This window comes from Rhodococcus sp. LB1 (genome assembly GCF_001583455.1).
GTDB lineage: Bacteria > Actinomycetota > Actinomycetes > Mycobacteriales > Mycobacteriaceae > Rhodococcus_F > Rhodococcus_F opacus.
This window is the reverse complement of the sequence record NZ_LTCZ01000112.1, coordinates 1-15,223: the sequence shown is the minus strand read 5'-3', so window position 1 is coordinate 15,223 and position 15,223 is coordinate 1. Positions and strand designations below refer to the sequence as shown.

Annotated in this window: 10 protein-coding genes and 4 pseudogenes; 9 read left to right on the top strand and 5 right to left on the bottom strand. The window is 60.9% G+C overall.

What is annotated here, in order from left to right; all coding sequences use genetic code 11:
- Nucleotides 1-1,064: 1,064 nt before the first annotated feature.
- Nucleotides 1,065-1,507 (bottom strand): annotated as a pseudogene (locus tag AZG88_RS53735) (IS21 family transposase); the annotation flags it as partial.
- Nucleotides 1,508-1,992: 485 nt separating this feature from the next.
- Between AZG88_RS53735 and AZG88_RS17750 the strand changes: the two are divergent.
- The 9 genes and pseudogenes from AZG88_RS17750 (at nucleotide 1,993) to AZG88_RS17715 (ending at nucleotide 11,579) form a co-directional block, all read left to right on the top strand.
- Nucleotides 1,993-2,835, top strand: coding sequence for an IS5 family transposase (locus AZG88_RS17750; protein ID WP_061698422.1), 843 nt, complete (start codon nucleotides 1,993-1,995; stop codon nucleotides 2,833-2,835).
- 350 nt (nucleotides 2,836-3,185) lie between these two features.
- The gene (locus AZG88_RS17745; RefSeq protein ID WP_061698421.1) at nucleotides 3,186-3,572 is read left to right on the top strand and encodes an EthD domain-containing protein; all 387 of its coding nucleotides are present in this window, start codon (nucleotides 3,186-3,188) and stop codon (nucleotides 3,570-3,572) included.
- Nucleotides 3,573-4,312: 740 nt separating this feature from the next.
- Complete coding sequence (locus tag AZG88_RS49985; RefSeq protein ID WP_082833354.1) at nucleotides 4,313-5,593, top strand: NAD(P)/FAD-dependent oxidoreductase; 1,281 nt, start codon at nucleotides 4,313-4,315, stop codon at nucleotides 5,591-5,593.
- Nucleotides 5,594-5,607: 14 nt separating this feature from the next.
- Nucleotides 5,608-5,931: a 2Fe-2S iron-sulfur cluster-binding protein gene (locus AZG88_RS49980; protein WP_082833353.1), complete on the top strand. Its 324-nt coding sequence runs from the start codon at nucleotides 5,608-5,610 to the stop codon at nucleotides 5,929-5,931.
- A gap of 187 nt (nucleotides 5,932-6,118) precedes the next feature.
- Nucleotides 6,119-7,354: a cytochrome P450 gene (locus AZG88_RS17740; protein WP_063886822.1), complete on the top strand. Its 1,236-nt coding sequence runs from the start codon at nucleotides 6,119-6,121 to the stop codon at nucleotides 7,352-7,354.
- A 410-nt stretch (nucleotides 7,355-7,764) separates the two neighbouring features.
- The gene (locus AZG88_RS17735) at nucleotides 7,765-8,508 is read left to right on the top strand and encodes an alpha/beta fold hydrolase (RefSeq protein ID WP_063886821.1); all 744 of its coding nucleotides are present in this window, start codon (nucleotides 7,765-7,767) and stop codon (nucleotides 8,506-8,508) included.
- 233 nt (nucleotides 8,509-8,741) lie between these two features.
- Nucleotides 8,742-9,827: a zinc-binding dehydrogenase gene (locus AZG88_RS17730; RefSeq protein WP_061698418.1), complete on the top strand. Its 1,086-nt coding sequence runs from the start codon at nucleotides 8,742-8,744 to the stop codon at nucleotides 9,825-9,827.
- A 305-nt stretch (nucleotides 9,828-10,132) separates the two neighbouring features.
- Nucleotides 10,133-11,227, top strand: a pseudogene (locus tag AZG88_RS17720) (IS3 family transposase).
- 94 nt (nucleotides 11,228-11,321) lie between these two features.
- On the top strand, nucleotides 11,322-11,579 hold the full coding sequence (locus AZG88_RS17715) for a hypothetical protein (protein WP_061698416.1): 258 nt from the start codon (nucleotides 11,322-11,324) through the stop codon (nucleotides 11,577-11,579).
- Here the strand turns inward: AZG88_RS17715 and AZG88_RS17710 are convergent.
- The 4 genes and pseudogenes from AZG88_RS17710 to AZG88_RS17695 form a co-directional block, all read right to left on the bottom strand.
- Nucleotides 11,565-12,044, bottom strand: a pseudogene (locus AZG88_RS17710) (IS3 family transposase); the annotation flags it as partial. The gene AZG88_RS17715 and the pseudogene AZG88_RS17710 overlap by 15 nt on opposite strands.
- A gap of 22 nt (nucleotides 12,045-12,066) precedes the next feature.
- Nucleotides 12,067-13,290, bottom strand: a complete 1,224-nt coding sequence (locus tag AZG88_RS17705; RefSeq protein ID WP_061698415.1) for an IS110 family transposase — start codon at nucleotides 13,288-13,290, stop codon at nucleotides 12,067-12,069.
- A gap of 280 nt (nucleotides 13,291-13,570) precedes the next feature.
- A pseudogene (locus AZG88_RS17700) lies at nucleotides 13,571-13,996 on the bottom strand (IS3 family transposase); the annotation flags it as partial.
- A 17-nt stretch (nucleotides 13,997-14,013) separates the two neighbouring features.
- Nucleotides 14,014-15,063 (bottom strand): IS110 family transposase, encoded by a 1,050-nt coding sequence (locus tag AZG88_RS17695; RefSeq protein ID WP_061698414.1) that lies wholly within the window; start codon nucleotides 15,061-15,063, stop codon nucleotides 14,014-14,016.
- Nucleotides 15,064-15,223: the final 160 nt, after the last annotated feature.

Below are 15,223 nucleotides of genomic sequence, written 5' to 3'. Positions count from 1 at the left end.
ACCCCGGGGTGGTCGTGGTCATGACCAGTCCGGTGGCCGAGAGAGCGCGGCAGCATTGTCAGGTGTCAACGCTGAATTGAACCGTCTCGGGTTTCGTGCCGCTCCTATATCGGTGACGGCTCCGGTTGTGGACTCGACAGGTGAGCGTGGTACACCGTCTCGAATTCGTCCGGAAGGACGTATCCAAGACGACTGCGATTGAACGAGTTACAGGCAATCTCCGACACTGCCGATAGATGCAGCGATCCTTTTCAGCACAAGGGTTTCCGCGAAAGAGATGGACGTGTACTGACTGCCCGCATCGCTGGGGTACCGCCCGGCACGAAGTGCTCGGGGGAGGATGGATCAATCCTGCACCGACGGGTGGCCGGTGTGGTCACGTCGCCACAGCGCCGCCTTCAAGGCGGTGGACCATCGCGGTGTCCTTGACGGTGGCGGCGTGCCAGCCGACGATCGCCCGCGGGACCAGTCGATCACGAATGCGACGTAGACGAACCCTGCCCACGTGCGGCAATACGTGAAGTCGGTGACCCATTTCCGGTGGGCCTCGGCGGTGAGGTCGCGATCGACCAGATCGGGGGCACGTCGGCTGTTCGCTCCGGCGGGATGGTGGTGCGGTGCGGGCGGCCCCGAACGACTCCGGACAGCCCTTAACCGCGCATCAACCGATCGACGGCGCATGCCGCAACCTCGTAGCCGAGCCTGCGCGAGTGTGCGGTCATCGTCCGTCGACCGTAGGGCCCTTCGGTGGTGCCGGCAGTCTCACGCGGGGCGTTCGTCAGATGCGCATCGGTGACGGTCCGAGGGGACGGAGTAGCGGTTTGCCAGTTCCGATACGTGCGTGGGGCGACCTTGATGCCAGGCTCGGTGAGCACGGCGCAGATCGACTCGACCCGGTGTCCTTGTGCTGCATCCGGTCGATGAACTGGCAGGTCAGCAGCGGCGAGGTGGGGGTACCTCCCGCGTGCGGGGGACGAGTTCCCTCGCGAAGAAAATCGAAGCCGACCCCTCAAGAACGGAGGCGACATCAAACCCAAGAGGTTCAATGCCTCGTTCGACCCGCAGATCGTCAAGACCGGCAGTTTCGTCGGCGTTCTGGTCTGGCCATGGTCGACCGGGAGGCTGATAGGCAGGGAACCAGAGATCGCACTGGCGATCTACCCGGGCAGGTAGGTGGTACGAGAAACCGGATCCGGCGGCAGTTAGACCAGGCGCTGCTCGGCGACCCGACCGCGCAGGACCGGATCGAGTGTTCCTACCCGATCCGTTCGGCGATTACCGTTGCCGGCATCGTGGGGAACTCTTTCAACAGCTCCCGGATGCGGGGTTCGACCGCGTCGACGATCGAACCTGACTTGGCGCGTCGATATTTCGGTGGTCCGTCGGCGGCCAGTGCCGATCGGACCGTGTTGCGGGAGATCCCCATCATCCGGGCGATCGCCTTGATCGGCAACCGTTCGCTGCGATGCAGACGGCGAATATCGGCCCCATCTTCCACGGACAACATCCCTTCGTCCCTCCTGGCTCGACTCGAGTCCGGATCGGTGGACAGAGGGTCAAATTTGAGATGCCATACCGTGTTCAGTTTTACGTGCCGTCGCCAACGCGAGAGGTATCTGGGGCGGCGACCATCCGGCTATGGACGGCGCGCTCCTTCCAAACTCCGCCCCTTCGCCGGTGTCGGCCGACAATCGGAGGATGCCACCGTGTCCGTCGAGAGCGAGACCAATGAGAGCATAGATCGCGTCGTGTACACCCTTCGTCGGGCAGACGGACAGCCAGTCCTTGCCTATTCTCGATCACCTCGTCAGCGATCCCCGAGACGGTCTTCCTCGAGGTAGACGCGCCATAGATTTCGGAGAAACGCGCATGGAGTACCCCCTGAACGTAGCGCCTGAGAGGTCTGAGCCGTGCTCAATCCTCTGAACGTGTTGGGAAAGTGACTGGGCGTGTCTGCGTGACTGATGCGGCTGAAGTAGTCATTGTGACCGTATGGGTAAGAAGGTCGACAGGAATGCGTACCCGTCGGATCTGACCGACGAGCAGTGGGCGGTGATCGAGCCGCTGATTCCGGCGCCGCGCTCCGGTGGTCGTCCGGCGGTGCATTCGCGGCGCAGGATCGTCGACGCGATCTTGTATGTGAACCGGACCGGATGTGCGTGGCGGCAGCTGCCGCATGACTTTCCGCCGTGGGCAACGGTGTTCTGGTACTTCAAGCGGTGGCGCCAGGACGGCGTGGTGGACCGGTTGCACGATGCGCTGCGCGACCGGGTGCGCGATGCGGAGGGCCGCGATCCGATGGCCTCGGCCGGCTGTATCGACGCTCAGTCGGTCAAAGGTGCGGACACTGTCGGCGCCGCGGTGCGTGGATTCGATGCGGGGAAGAAGATCAACGGTCGCAAGCGGCATATCGTGGTCGACACGATGGGTCTGCTCTTGCTGGTGGTGATCACCTGCGCGGGCGTGCAGGACCGCGACGGGGCACGCACACTGCTCGAGAAGGTCAAGATGGCGATGCCCTCACTGTCGCTGGTGTGGGCGGACGGCGGCTACGCGGGAAAGCTGGTCGAGTGGGCCGAGCAGGTCGCCCACATCACCGTCGAGATCGTGCGCAAGCCGTTGGGAATCAAGACATTCCAGGTCCTGCCCCGGCGGTGGGTGGTCGAACGCACGTTCTCGTGGATCGTCAAGTGTCGCCGCCTTGATCATGATTACGAACGTTTGCCGGAGACCAGTGAGGCCATGATCAAGTGGGCCATGATCGGGTTGATGGTCCGTCGCCTGGCGCCACCGCCCGGCCGCAAGCCCTGGCAACGTAGCTCAACCGCCGCTTAAGACTTTCCCAACACGTTCTCTGGCGTACGAAACAAGAACGATCTCGACTTGCACCCGGTCTCCCGGGTAGCTCAAAGGGCAAGCACGCTGGTCTCTAGTCGACACGACCTCCGGTTTTCGTTCCGGATGTTCGTCGAAACTCCCCCGCGATGCCCGGGCACAGCCGAGTTGGTCGCCCCCGTAGTCAGCCATGTATTTGGACTCGGGTCCATATGCAGGCTGGTCCCGCCGCGGTCTCGGGCAGCTTCCCACTTGCGTAACTAATATGATTATGTTTACAGTATTTCGAACGTGCTTTGCGCCACACCACACCACTCGCGGACCGCGGGTCTCGGACGGGAGAAAATACAATGGTCAAACTGATAATCCTGATCAAGCGCCGCCCCGATATCACCCATGCGGAGTTCAGGGACCGTTACGAGCGCCACGCTTCCCTAGCTTTGAACTATCTCAAGGACGTGCTCATCGACTACAGGCGAAGCTATCCGGTCAAAGAACACCCCTACATGTCAGCAGAAACAGGCATCGAACCATCACAATTCGAGTACGACGTTGTGACCGAGATGCGACTCCGCTCAAAGGAAGACTTGAATGTGTTGTTCAGCATCCTCGCGGAACCGAAGGTGAAAGAGGTCATTCGAGCCGACGGAGAAACCTTCCAAGATCCCACATCGATCCGCATCCTGGTCTGCGAGGAAGAGCGGTCGAAGCTGTCCGATGACACTGTTACATTCTGAGCCTCGACCTCAGCCTGGTCTGGAGTCCGCCCGCCGATGAGGACGCGTCGTGAGCCGCGATACGCACGATGAGCCGCGGGACCAAGGACGTCGACATCCCAACCACGAGCACCCGCAGTTGCGAACCGTCGCCGCGGAACGCTATACCAAGTTCGTAGTCTGGTTGACCAGCTCTCGAGATTCAGTTCGACATGCACTTGCGCATCATCGCCCGTGGCGCCGTGGCGACCACCCTGCCGCTCCCGAGGCGACCCGCCATCCGTAGGGCCTTGCCATGCGATCGGAGCTGGCCCCAATTCGGGAGTCACATCCAGTTCCGTCGCGCTTCGACCGCCCAGCTGCGGCACCCGTCCGTCCATTCTCAGGACTCCCTCTGCACCAACGACTTTCGCCCCACGCACTGTGGCCAGCGTACTGGCGTATATATCGCGAGCTGCATTCGCCTTTGGTCATGGCTCTACCCTCACTCATCGACCGTCCATCCGCGCCTGCCGCCCACTCCACACATAAACCGGCAGCAGACCGCGCATGCACACTCCGAGAGGGCAACGCCTTACCCATACATCGTGCATGAAGCTACGCACCCCTTGCGAAGATAATATGAATATGGTTACCTTATTTGCAGACAGTGTTGTGTGTCACAAGATGGACAGCCCTTCCGGTGAGCCCGCCCAATTGGCTGGTACATCCCAGAAGCCACAGTCTGCTACCACCCCGAACCGAGATAAGAGGGTCACCAAATGTCGAACCAACGCCTACTTGTCATCGGCAATGGCTGCGGTGGGACCGAAGTTGCATTCGCTGCACGCAGCGCCGGTTGGGACGGTCCGATCACGCTCTTGGGTGACGAGGACTTCCAACCGTACCACCGCCCCCCTCTCTCGAAGGCGTACCTCAAGGGCGAGGTTTCCGCCGCGTCATTGCATCTGCGTGGCGCGGTGGCATACGAGCAGAGCGACGTCACTCTTCGCACCGGCCATCGCGCGGTGGAGATCGATCGCAAGAGACGCAGAGTCGCGATGTCCGACGGCACCGAAATCGACTACGACCGATTAGTTCTCGCTACAGGGGGTCGGCCGCGGGCGCTACCTGCCGCAGAAGCGCTTTCGGAAAAACCGAAGAATCTCTACTATCTCCGGACTCGATCCGATGCTGACGCACTTCGAGGAAAGTTGGGACCCGGACGGACTGTCGTTATCGTGGGCGCCGGATACGTCGGTTTGGAAGTCGCAGCGGCTGCCGTACGGGCCGGTATGAATGTGATTGCGATAGAGGCGGCGTCCAGAGTACTTGCTCGCGTCACTGCGCAGCCTATCTCCGATTACTATGCCGCCGTTCACCGGGAGGCGGGAGTCAACATTCTGACAAATTGTGCGGTGGAAGAATTGGAGACCACCCCTGGGGAAGGCGGCCACATCAGAGCAGTTCGCTGTTCGGACGGCAGACGACTAGCTGCGGATCTCGTCATCGTCGGCATTGGTCTAATCCCAAATAGCGAGCTGGCGGACACAGCTGGGCTCGAGGTGGAGGACGGGGTGATCGTTGACGATGAGCTTCGTACTACGGATCCCAGCATCATGGCTGTAGGAGATTGCGTTCGCCAATACAGCCATCTATACGAACGCTACGTTCGTATAGAGTCGGTTCCCAACGCCCTGGAGCAGGCGCGTAAGGCCGCTGCAATCTTATGCAATAGACCGACTCGTCCAATTGCCGCTCCATGGTTCTGGTCCGATCAATACGACTTAAATCTAAAAATGGTCGGTTTGTCGGATGGATACGACTCTCTAGTATTACGCGGAAAACCCGAAGATCGGTCCTTCAGCGCTTTCTACCTACTTAGCGACCGAATTTTGGCGGTAGACACCATAAACCGGCCTGCAGATTTCAACTTCGCAAAAAAGCTCATCTCGGAAAGAGTGCCCGTCTCCGCAAAACTTCTTGCAGAACCCAATCTCTCATTGCGGGATCTCGCCAATTCGACATCATCACCAGTCACAAGTTTCACAGCTGGAAAATAGGAGGCACACCAGTCATGGCAAAGGCAACTTTCATCTCTCCTGACGGAAAGCGGGATGAACTGACGATCGACTCCGGAACAACACTCATGCAAGCCGCGATCAGCCATGGAATCCGCTCGATCGTCGGCGATTGCGGCGGCAGCGGCGCCTGTGCAACATGCCATGTCTACGTGGATCCGCAGTTTCTCGACAAGCTCACTCCAATGAATCCCAATGAACGTGAGATGCTCGAATGCGCATCATCTCCCGTGGAAGAAAACAGCCGGCTGAGCTGTCAGATTGCAATGCAGGAGCATCTTGACGGAATCAACGTAGAAATTGCGCCAACCCAGTGGTAGATGGCTTATCGGGTGAAAACCCGGCCCTTCATCGGAAACCGTGGCGACACTGTACCAACATATCCAAATCTCATTGAGAGAAATGGACCAGCGCGACAGAACAGCTGAAGTAGAACACTTTACTCATACCAACAAAAGCGAAGCAGTCCAACATCAGAGGCTAGAAGTCACAGGAAGCGAGCGAACAATGGGAACAGTACCCGAAGCAATTACTACGGCAGCCGGACAGGACCTGCCGGCGAATGTTCCGGCCGAACGTGTCGTTGATTTCGACATGTTCAATCCGCCCCACATTGATCAGGGTCTACAAGAGGCGTGGAAGCATCTGCAAGAATCCAGCGGGCATGACCTGATGTGGACTCACCATAACGGTGGACACTGGATCGCGACGCGCGGATCGCTGGTCAAGCACATCCTCACGGACTACGAGCACTTTTCGAGTAAATGCCCATTCCTGCCCCGCGAGGCGGGAGAACAGTATGTTCTCATTCCCATGTCGATGGACCCGCCCGAACAGCGCCCCTACCGGCGAATTCTCAACGCGAGTATTGGCCCCCGTATCGTCGATGGTATCGGTGACGAAATTCGGTCGTCAGCAAGGGAGTTGGTTCGACAGATTCGACCTGCCGGCAGTTGCGACTTCATAAAGGAGTACGCGGAAGTCTTCCCCGTCAAGGTATTCCTCACGATGATCGACCTTCCGCCGAGCGATGCTCCGAGACTGAAGTACATTGCGGATCAGATGACCAGACCTGACGGCTCGATGACCATGGCAGAGGCAACGAATCAATTCTTCGAGTACCTGTCCCCCTTCATCGATGCCCGCACGGCTGAGCCTGGCAATGACGCGATCAGTATCGTGGTGCAAAGCAAGGTCGACGGCCGTCCCATTACGAAGGACGAGGCCCTAAAGATCTGTTCTCTTCTGGTATTGGCCGGACTGGACACAGTGGTGAATTTTCTTGGTTTCATGATGCACTTCTTGGCCGAGAACCCCGAGAAGCGGCGCGCGCTCGTGAAGGACCCCCAGCTGATTCCGACTGCTATCGAGGAGTTGCTGCGGCGCTTCGCGTTGGTAACCGACGCCCGGTTGATCAAAAAGGACGTCAAGCTTGACGGTGTTGACCTGAAACCAGGCGACATGGTGGCGGTGCCAAGCATGCTGTACGGACTCGAGGAACAGAATAACCAGTGCCCTATGGATGTCGACTTCGGGCGTGAGAAAATCGAGCACATGACATTCGGGCACGGAGTGCATCATTGCGCGGGGGCGCATTTGGCTCGAGTAGAGGTTCAGGTGACGCTGGAAGAGTGGTTGGCGCATATTCCTGAATTCGAGGTGGCCGATCCGTCGAGGGTGGGTTATCAGTCGGGCATCGTGGGCTCCGTGACTTCGGTTCCGCTGCGGTGGACCACCGACTAAGGGCACGTCTCCTGTGGGAAGTGGCTGCCAGTGGATCGTACAACGGTCATAAATGAGTCGCTTCCTGGTTGTTACCGGATGCGCCGTTTCTCGTCCTTTATCAGGACTCGCAAATTCCAACAATATGGCAGGCGAAAGACAATGGAGCTTCTCTGGCAGATGTCAAGAAGTACCCACACATCTGCGCGACGGTCCCCTCGACTGGCGGATACGGTCAGCCATTGGCACGCAAAGAGTTCGAGATTGTCGATGACATATCCACCTTTCGGTTCGGGGATTTCCGTGCAGCCGAGCGAGGCAAAAATGGGTGTGCAACAGGGGTCGACGCGGAGACCGTTGACACTGCCGTTGGTGTTCGACCCAGAAGGCGTTCGGCGCTCAGTATCCAATCAAGTTGAGGAGGGTTTCCTATGAGTTCTCATACGCCCGTTGCGGTTCTGGTACACGGCGGCTTTCAAGGCGGATGGTGTTGGGTGCGGGTGGCGGAGTCGCTTCGTACTCAAGGTTGGCGCGTTCTTACGCCGAGCTTGACTGGTCTCGGTGACCGGGCGCATCTGCTTTCACCTGAGGTGAGGTTTGATACACATGTCAAAGACGTTTTGAGTTTGCTGGCAGCCGAAGAACTGGAAAAAGTGGTGCTGGTCGGGCACAGCGCGGGCGGGACGGTCATAACCGCAGTGGCCGACCGTGCACCAGCTCGCATTGCGGCTCTCCTCTACCTTGACGCGTCGCTTCCGACAACGGGACAGTCGATGTTGGATTTTATGGGTGACACGCAAGGCATCCCCGACCTATTCCTTTCCCAGGCCAACGAATTGGGAGATGGTTGGCGCGTGCCCGCAGGTCCCCCGTTCGATGCGGCTGGCTTCGGAGTGGACGACCCGGACGATGCTGCGTGGGTGAATCGGCGCATGACCGCCCACCCGCTGGCTGCCTTCACCGATCCAGTCAATCTGACTGGTGCTTGGGAGACCGTGGCCCGCAAGCACTACATTCGTTGCGAGAGGTTCATGATTGCCCATGGAGAACCGACTATTGCCCGAGTTGAAGCGGATCCCGCATGGACTTCCGAACGGTGGGATTGCGGACACTCGCCGCATGTAACCGACGCGGAGCGGGTCGCGAACGCCATCACAAAGTTGATGGCACCTTAACTCCCGGACATACTTGTGCACCCGAATGCCCGATTATCCAATCGTAACGAATCCTCCGGTGTTTTTGAGCTCTAGGGAGTGGGCCGTCGAGCATTTGGGGCGCGGCACACACCTCGGTGGCCGTGTTATGGGCGAAGTTCTGATGTCATCGACCCTCCCTGAATGATTACTACTTCAACGATTCATCTTTACGCCCGGGACGTCGGGCGATATATTCCGAGACAGGAGACATCATGGCTACTGGCAAGGCAGCGGTACTGGTCGAAACTAATCGCATTGAGACATGGGAGGTGCCGGTCAGTGATCCAGAGCCGGGTGGACTTCTCGTAGAGGTCGTGATCGGCGGCGTGTGTGGCAGTGACAACCACATCGTCACTGGCGAAGCCGGTGAGATGCCTTTCCCGATCATCCTCGGCCATGAGGGAGTTGGAAGGATTTACAAACTCGGAGCTGGCGTCAGCGCAGACTACGCGAGCGTTCCCGTCGAGGTCGGCGATCTCGTCTACTGGGCACCAATTGCGCTATGTAATCGCTGCTACTCCTGCTCGGTACTAGAGCAAACACCATGCCAAAACTCAACCTTTTTCGAGCACGCCGAGAAGCCGAACTGGGGTAGTTACCAACAGTATTCTTGGCTACCGAATGGTACGGCGTTCTATAAAATCCCGGACGGCGCTCAGCCCGAAGCGCTTGCCGCGCTCGGTTGTGCACTTCCGACTGCAATTATGGGTTACGACCAAGGTGGCGGGGTCGGGATCGAGGACACAGTAGTAATTCAGGGAGCCGGACCAGTTGGTCTTGCTGCCAGTATGGTCGCATCAGTCGCCGGCGCTCGCGAGATTATCGTCATCGACCAATCCCCTGAACGACTTCAGGTTGCCAAGTCGATGGGTGCCACCACTACGCTGTCGCTCAGTGACCTGAGTCCTGAGCAGCGGCACGATCAAATCTGGGAACGATCCGGGCCATCGGGACCAAACATCGTTGTCGAAGCTGCCGGGGCGCTTCCAGCGTTCCCCGAGGGCCTGGACCTAACTGGCAATCATGGCCGCTACATCGTTGTGGGCCTGTGGGGGGCTATCGGGACACGAGAGGTTTCACCGCGAGAGCTGGTCGTCAAGAACATGACGGTCAGCGCTGCAAGCTTTCCCAAACCGAAGCACTATTACCAGGCCATGCGACTAGCGGCGCGTATGCAAGACCGCTTTCCGCTCACCGGGCTTATCACGCATCGCTACTCGATCGACGAAGCTGCGTCAGCGCTGGATGCGGTTGCATCAGGCTCTGCGATCAAGGCGATAATCGATCCCTCCCGTTAGTTGAACCCGTTGTCAAGGGACATGGGGGCATCCCTGTAGGCGGACAGGTGGTTTCCTGGTGCGCGGACAGCTGATCTCCCTGTCGGCGGTCAGCTGATCTCCCTGTCGGCTCAGGTCAAGGGCATCACCCCGCGTCCGGCGGTGGCGTCCCTGCAACCGCAGTGTGTGTGCACCACACGGTGGTGATCGCGTCGCCGTAACACCGAGAACGGAGTCCGGTCCCATTGGCGTGTCCCCGGTGAATGGGGCCACTCTATTTTAGAGTCTTGTTGCCCGTGAACTGGGCGGATAGGACGATGGAGAACATGGCTGGACGGAAGCGGAACTCCGCAGAGGACATCCTGCGCAAACTGCGCCGTGCCGACGAGCTCACTGCTGCTGGTAAGGCGCAGGAGGAAATCGCTGCGGAGCTCGAGGTGTCGGCAGCGACGCTGTACAACTGGCGCCGCCAGTACGGCGGTATGGACACCGACGCAGCGAAGGAACTCAAGGAGCCGCGCGAGCAGAACAGCAAGCTCAAGCGGCTGCTCGCCGAAGCCGAGCTGGAGAAGCACGCGCTGCGGGAGGTAGCGAAGGGAAAATTCTGAGCCCAGCTGCCAAGCGCCGCGCGGTCGACATGCTCATCTCCACGATGAGCATGTCGAAGCGGTTGGCATGCAGAGCGGTTGGGCTCGCCCGCTCCACTTACGCCCGAACACCTCTCGCTCAGACACCAGCAGACCCCGATGCCGCTCTGAGAGCGGCGCTACGCGAATACGCCCACACGCATCCGCTGCATGGTTTCCATCGCGCCTGGGCGCACCTGAGGCACGATCAGGGCGCTGTGGTGAACAAGAAGAAGGTCCACCGGCTCTGGAAGGAGGAAGGCCTTCAGGTTCGGATTCACCATCCACCAAACGGTCCGGTGTCAGCTCGTGCCCGCAGATCGAAGCCGACGCCCCGCATGTGGTGTGGGCTTGGATTTCCACTTCGACTCCACCATCGACGGGAAAGCGATCAAGATCGCCTCAATGATCGACGAGCACACGAGGCAGTCGCTGCTGAACATCGTCGAACGTTCGATCACCGCGCAGCGGTTGACCGACCAGTTGGACAAGGCATTCGCGTTGTGGGGCGGCCCACCGGTCGTGCTGCGGATGGACAACGGTCCGGAGTTTATTTCAACTGTGCTGCAGCAGTTCTGCAGGGATCGGGTAGGGATTTCGTACATTCCACCGGGGACGCCGTGGAACAACGGGCACATCGAATCATTCAATAATCGTTTGCGGAAGGAATGCCTGAACCGGAACCACTGGACAAGCCTGCTCGAAGCTCGGGTGGTGATCGAGGACTTTAAGGATGACCACAACCATCGGCACAGTTCTCTGGGGTCAGCCGGGTTGTTGTGTGACGTTGCATAGGTCCCGCGACACGGACCGGTTTGCAACAGATCTCCCGGGTTGTGGTGCTCGTGGCTGGTAGTCCTACAGATGCCTGCCACGAGAGGAGATCAGGATGTGGGCGTTTCTGGTGAGGTTGCCGTCCGGGGTGCGGTATTGGACGGTGCTCGACGAGGACCTGGCCGTGGTGGACGAGGCGGATGCGTTCTTGCGGCATGTCCGGTTCGGCCGCGACGGCTCGGAGTTGACGACCAGGTCGTATGCGGGCGGGATCGCGTTGTTCCTGCGGTGGTGCGCTCGCACCGGCCGGCACTGGCATGACGGTGTGAGGTTGCCACTTGAAGGTGGACACCGAATTTCATGCGGCGACTGACAGCGTAGACGACGCGATCAGTCGTTGCTCGAACTCCACCGGGGTGAGGTATCCGAGGGCGGAGTGACGGCGACGTCGATTGAAGTACGAGAGCCACTCGAACAGCTCCAGCCGTGCCTGCGACTTCGACGACCAACTCCGTCCGTGCAGCCACTCCCTCTTGAGTCCTTGGAAGAACGACTCGGCGAGAGCATTATCGTAACTTGACCCGACCCGTCCCCGACTCTGCTGGATCCCATGACGGCGGCATACATCGACGAAAGCTGCTGCAGTGTACTGTGTTCCGCGGTCGCTGTGGAAGATGACGCCACCGACGTCACCGCCGCGGATGCGCACCGCCATCTCGATCGCGTCCGTGACGAGATCGGTGCGCATGTGGTCGGCGATGGACCAGCCCACCACCCGGCGTGAGCAGATGTCGATCACCGTGGCCAAGAACAACCACGAGGATCCCACGGGGATGTAGACATCCCACGCGGGTCAGATGTCAAGCAGCCGCCGGTTGAGACGTGATCTGATGGTCGGGCCAGGCGGCGTGGTCGTCCCAGGGTTCGTTGTGTTGCAGACACCACCACATGCGTCCGAGGAGCTTGTTGGCGAGGTTGCGCAGCGCGGCGTTGTGGTGGTCGCCGGCGGCTCGCCGTTTGTCGTAGTGGGCACGTGCGCCCGCTGATTTGGTGAGGGTGACGAACGCCCACCAGTGGCAGGCGTCGCCGAGTCGCTTGTTGCGGACCTTTCGCGCCTTGACGTAGTGCGATCGGCCCGAGGCGCGGGTGATCGGCGCGGTACCGGCGAACGCGCGCAACCCGTTCGCCGTCGCGAACCGTGCAGGATCGTCGCCGACCTCGGCCAGGACCCGGGCGGCGAGAATCGGACCGAGACCCGGAGCCGACCGCAGGATCGGTGCGAGGGGGTGGCTGTCGAATTCGCGACCCAGCGCGTTCTCCAGGCTGTCCACGGACTGCTGCATCGAGGCGATGACGGCGAGCAGGCCGGTGACAGCATGACCGAGTGCCTCCTCGACCTGCGGCGGCTGCCGGAGCGCGGGCGTCTTCAGCTCCCGCAGGATCCGCTCGACCAGGTTCGGGTCGTTGCGTCGGCCACTGTGATGCAGGAGCGCCACAACTTTGCGTCTGGTCAGGGCTCGACCCGATTCCGGGGTGGGCGCCGCGGAGAGCACCGCCACCGCGGCGCGGTGCTTCAAATTCGGAAATGCCTGCAGTGCACCAGGATAGAACTCCAGCAATACAGAACGTAGTCGGCTGATGGTCTGATACAGCGCCCAGATCGCCTCCTGGTGCTGACGGGCGAGGGCCTTGATCGCCCGGCCGTGTTCGCTGATCGCCGGCATCGGACGGTGCATCGCTCGGTCGGTGCGCAGAATATTCGCCAGAATCGCGGCGTCACCCGGATCGGACTTGCCGCCGGCCTGTCCGTGGCGTTCGCGGTAGCGGGCAACCGCACGGGGGTTGATCGGGTATACGGTGAATCCTGCTTCCACCAGGGCCACGACGAGTAGATTCTTGTCGGTTTCGATCGCGATAGGGGTGGTGCCGGGTGCGCCTCCGCTCTCGGCGATTACCTCCAGCAGCGCGGTCAGTCCCGCTGTGCCGGTGTCGATGCGCTTCCGGGCGACGACGGTGCCGTTCTCGTCGACGAGGGCGACATCGTGATGCACTTCGGCCCAATCGATCCCGCAGTTGATGCTCATGTACAACCTCCTGCCCAGCGGCGTATTCTGCTGTGAGCTCGGGGGTTGTGCGGCGACCTAGAAGCGCTCTTCGGCGCGGCATCTCACAAGCCGATCACGTGCCCCAGCGACTGGCAGGGTCACCGTCTACATTCAGACCTCTCACACAGTCGGATGCCATCACAGCAGTGATCCCCTTCCAGCAGCTTACTGCTCAGACTGCGCCTGGATCGGTAAAATCTCAGGGACCTCCCGCCAGTCGCCTTGTGCGTGTCGGATCGTTGGTCCGACTCACCCATTAGGTGATGTCCCCACACCATTTGGTATCGACAGCCGTAGCGGTGAAGTCTCGCATCACCAGATCCGGCACCGGTAGGCCCGATTTGTCCGCGATGGTCGTGCGCTTGCTGCGGCGCAGGTGCCGGCCGACCACGTGGTGGATTCGCATCAGCCGGGTCACCCGTTTGCGGTTGATCTTGCGTCCGCGGGAGCGGAGTTCGGCGTGAACGCGCGGGGCGCCGTAGGCGCTGCGGTGGTCGGCATGGATGGCGCGGATCTCGGCGACTGTGGCGGCCTCCTCCGCCGCGTGCTCGGCGCGAGCATCCTCGGTGGCCAGGTGCCGGTAGTAACCGGAGCGGGAGGTTCCCAGCACCCGGCACAGCCGCTGCACGCCGAACTCGGCGCGATGGTCGGAGATGAAGTCCCAGCGGCGGGTCTTCACTTCACCTCTTTGATGCTTCTATGTCAAGCCGCCGCCGAAAGCGATGATTCCGAGGCGTTTCCGGTCGCGGACTCGTGGACGCGCAGGACCTGAAACACCCGGTCGGAAACACGTCGGCGGAGCAGGCGCACTGCTTCCCGCTTCGTCTTCCCGGCTGCCTGCAACTTGGCCACGTAGTCCTTGCCCGGCCCGCCGCGGGCGACCTGCGTAGTGGCGATCGCGTGCAGCGCGGCGTTCACGGCACGGTTGCCACCGCGATTGAGGCGGACCCGCTCGTGGGCCGACCAGACCGGGATCGGGGCGGTGCCGTTGAACTTCGCGTAGGCATCTTTCGAGTGGAACCGTCGAGCGTCGGCTGTCTCGCCGATGATGACCGCGGCGGAGAGGACTCCGCACCCGGGTATCGCGAGCAGCGACGGCGCGATCCGCCGAACGCGGTCACGGATCTGGCGCTCGAGATCGTTGACCTGCCCGGTCAGCTGCCGGCACCGGTCGAGGAGTTCGCCCGCGATCTGGGCGACCACACCGGTGAACGCGGTCAACCGTTCGGCGAGCTCGTCCATGACGCGATACCTCCGGATCCCCCGCACGGGAATCACCAATTCGGGGTCCAGTTCGTGCAGGTGCCAGCGAAGCCTGTTGATGAGTTTCGTTCTCTCGCAGACCAAGTTGCGTCGGTGATCGGACAGGAGCTTGACCTCCCTGGTGGATTCGTCCAGTTGGGCGATCGGCAGATTCTCCTCACGCAGCGCGGCCATCGCCACGGCGTGGGCGTCGATGGGGTCGGATTTTCCCGGCTGGCGGGCGCTGCGCCGGTGCAGGGCCATCAACTGGGTCTTGACCCGGACCACCGCGTGGCCCCGGGACAGCAGATCCGATTCGAGCCGCCGAGTCACGTGGCGGCAGTCCTCGAGCGCGAACTGCACCTGCGGCCACTGGGCGGCCCACTCGATCGCCGACAGATGACCCTCGGTGGTGGCCTTGACGGTCCGCTGCCCGACCTGACGGCCGATGTCGTCGACCGCGACGAGGGTGTGGGTGGATTTGTGGGCGTCGACTCCGATCACGATCAACTGGCGACTCCAATCCGGTTGACGGGCTGTAGGCGTCGGATCGGTGCGTTCGCGGGCAGGCCTCAATCGGGCATCAGCGGCAGGCTTCTATTGTCGACCGTCACGTAATTCCCCAGGGGTGTCCGTCACGTAATTCCCCGTGCTCGGGCGTGCTGAGTCG

What these genes read in the sequence shown, in the direction of transcription:
- AZG88_RS49985 (WP_082833354.1), top strand. Translation starts at nt 4,313, where the DNA reads ATGTCGAACCAACGCCTACTTGTCATCGGCAATGGCTGCGGTGGGACC.
- AZG88_RS17740 (WP_063886822.1), top strand. Translation starts at nt 6,119, where the DNA reads ATGGGAACAGTACCCGAAGCAATTACTACGGCAGCCGGACAGGACCTG.
- AZG88_RS17745 (WP_061698421.1), top strand. Translation starts at nt 3,186, where the DNA reads ATGGTCAAACTGATAATCCTGATCAAGCGCCGCCCCGATATCACCCAT.
- AZG88_RS17715 (WP_061698416.1), top strand. Translation starts at nt 11,322, where the DNA reads ATGTGGGCGTTTCTGGTGAGGTTGCCGTCCGGGGTGCGGTATTGGACG.
- AZG88_RS17750 (WP_061698422.1), top strand. Translation starts at nt 1,993, where the DNA reads ATGGGTAAGAAGGTCGACAGGAATGCGTACCCGTCGGATCTGACCGAC.
- AZG88_RS49980 (WP_082833353.1), top strand. Translation starts at nt 5,608, where the DNA reads ATGGCAAAGGCAACTTTCATCTCTCCTGACGGAAAGCGGGATGAACTG.
- AZG88_RS17735 (WP_063886821.1), top strand. Translation starts at nt 7,765, where the DNA reads ATGAGTTCTCATACGCCCGTTGCGGTTCTGGTACACGGCGGCTTTCAA.
- AZG88_RS17705 (WP_061698415.1), bottom strand. Translation starts at nt 13,290, where the DNA reads ATGAGCATCAACTGCGGGATCGATTGGGCCGAAGTGCATCACGATGTC.
- AZG88_RS17730 (WP_061698418.1), top strand. Translation starts at nt 8,742, where the DNA reads ATGGCTACTGGCAAGGCAGCGGTACTGGTCGAAACTAATCGCATTGAG.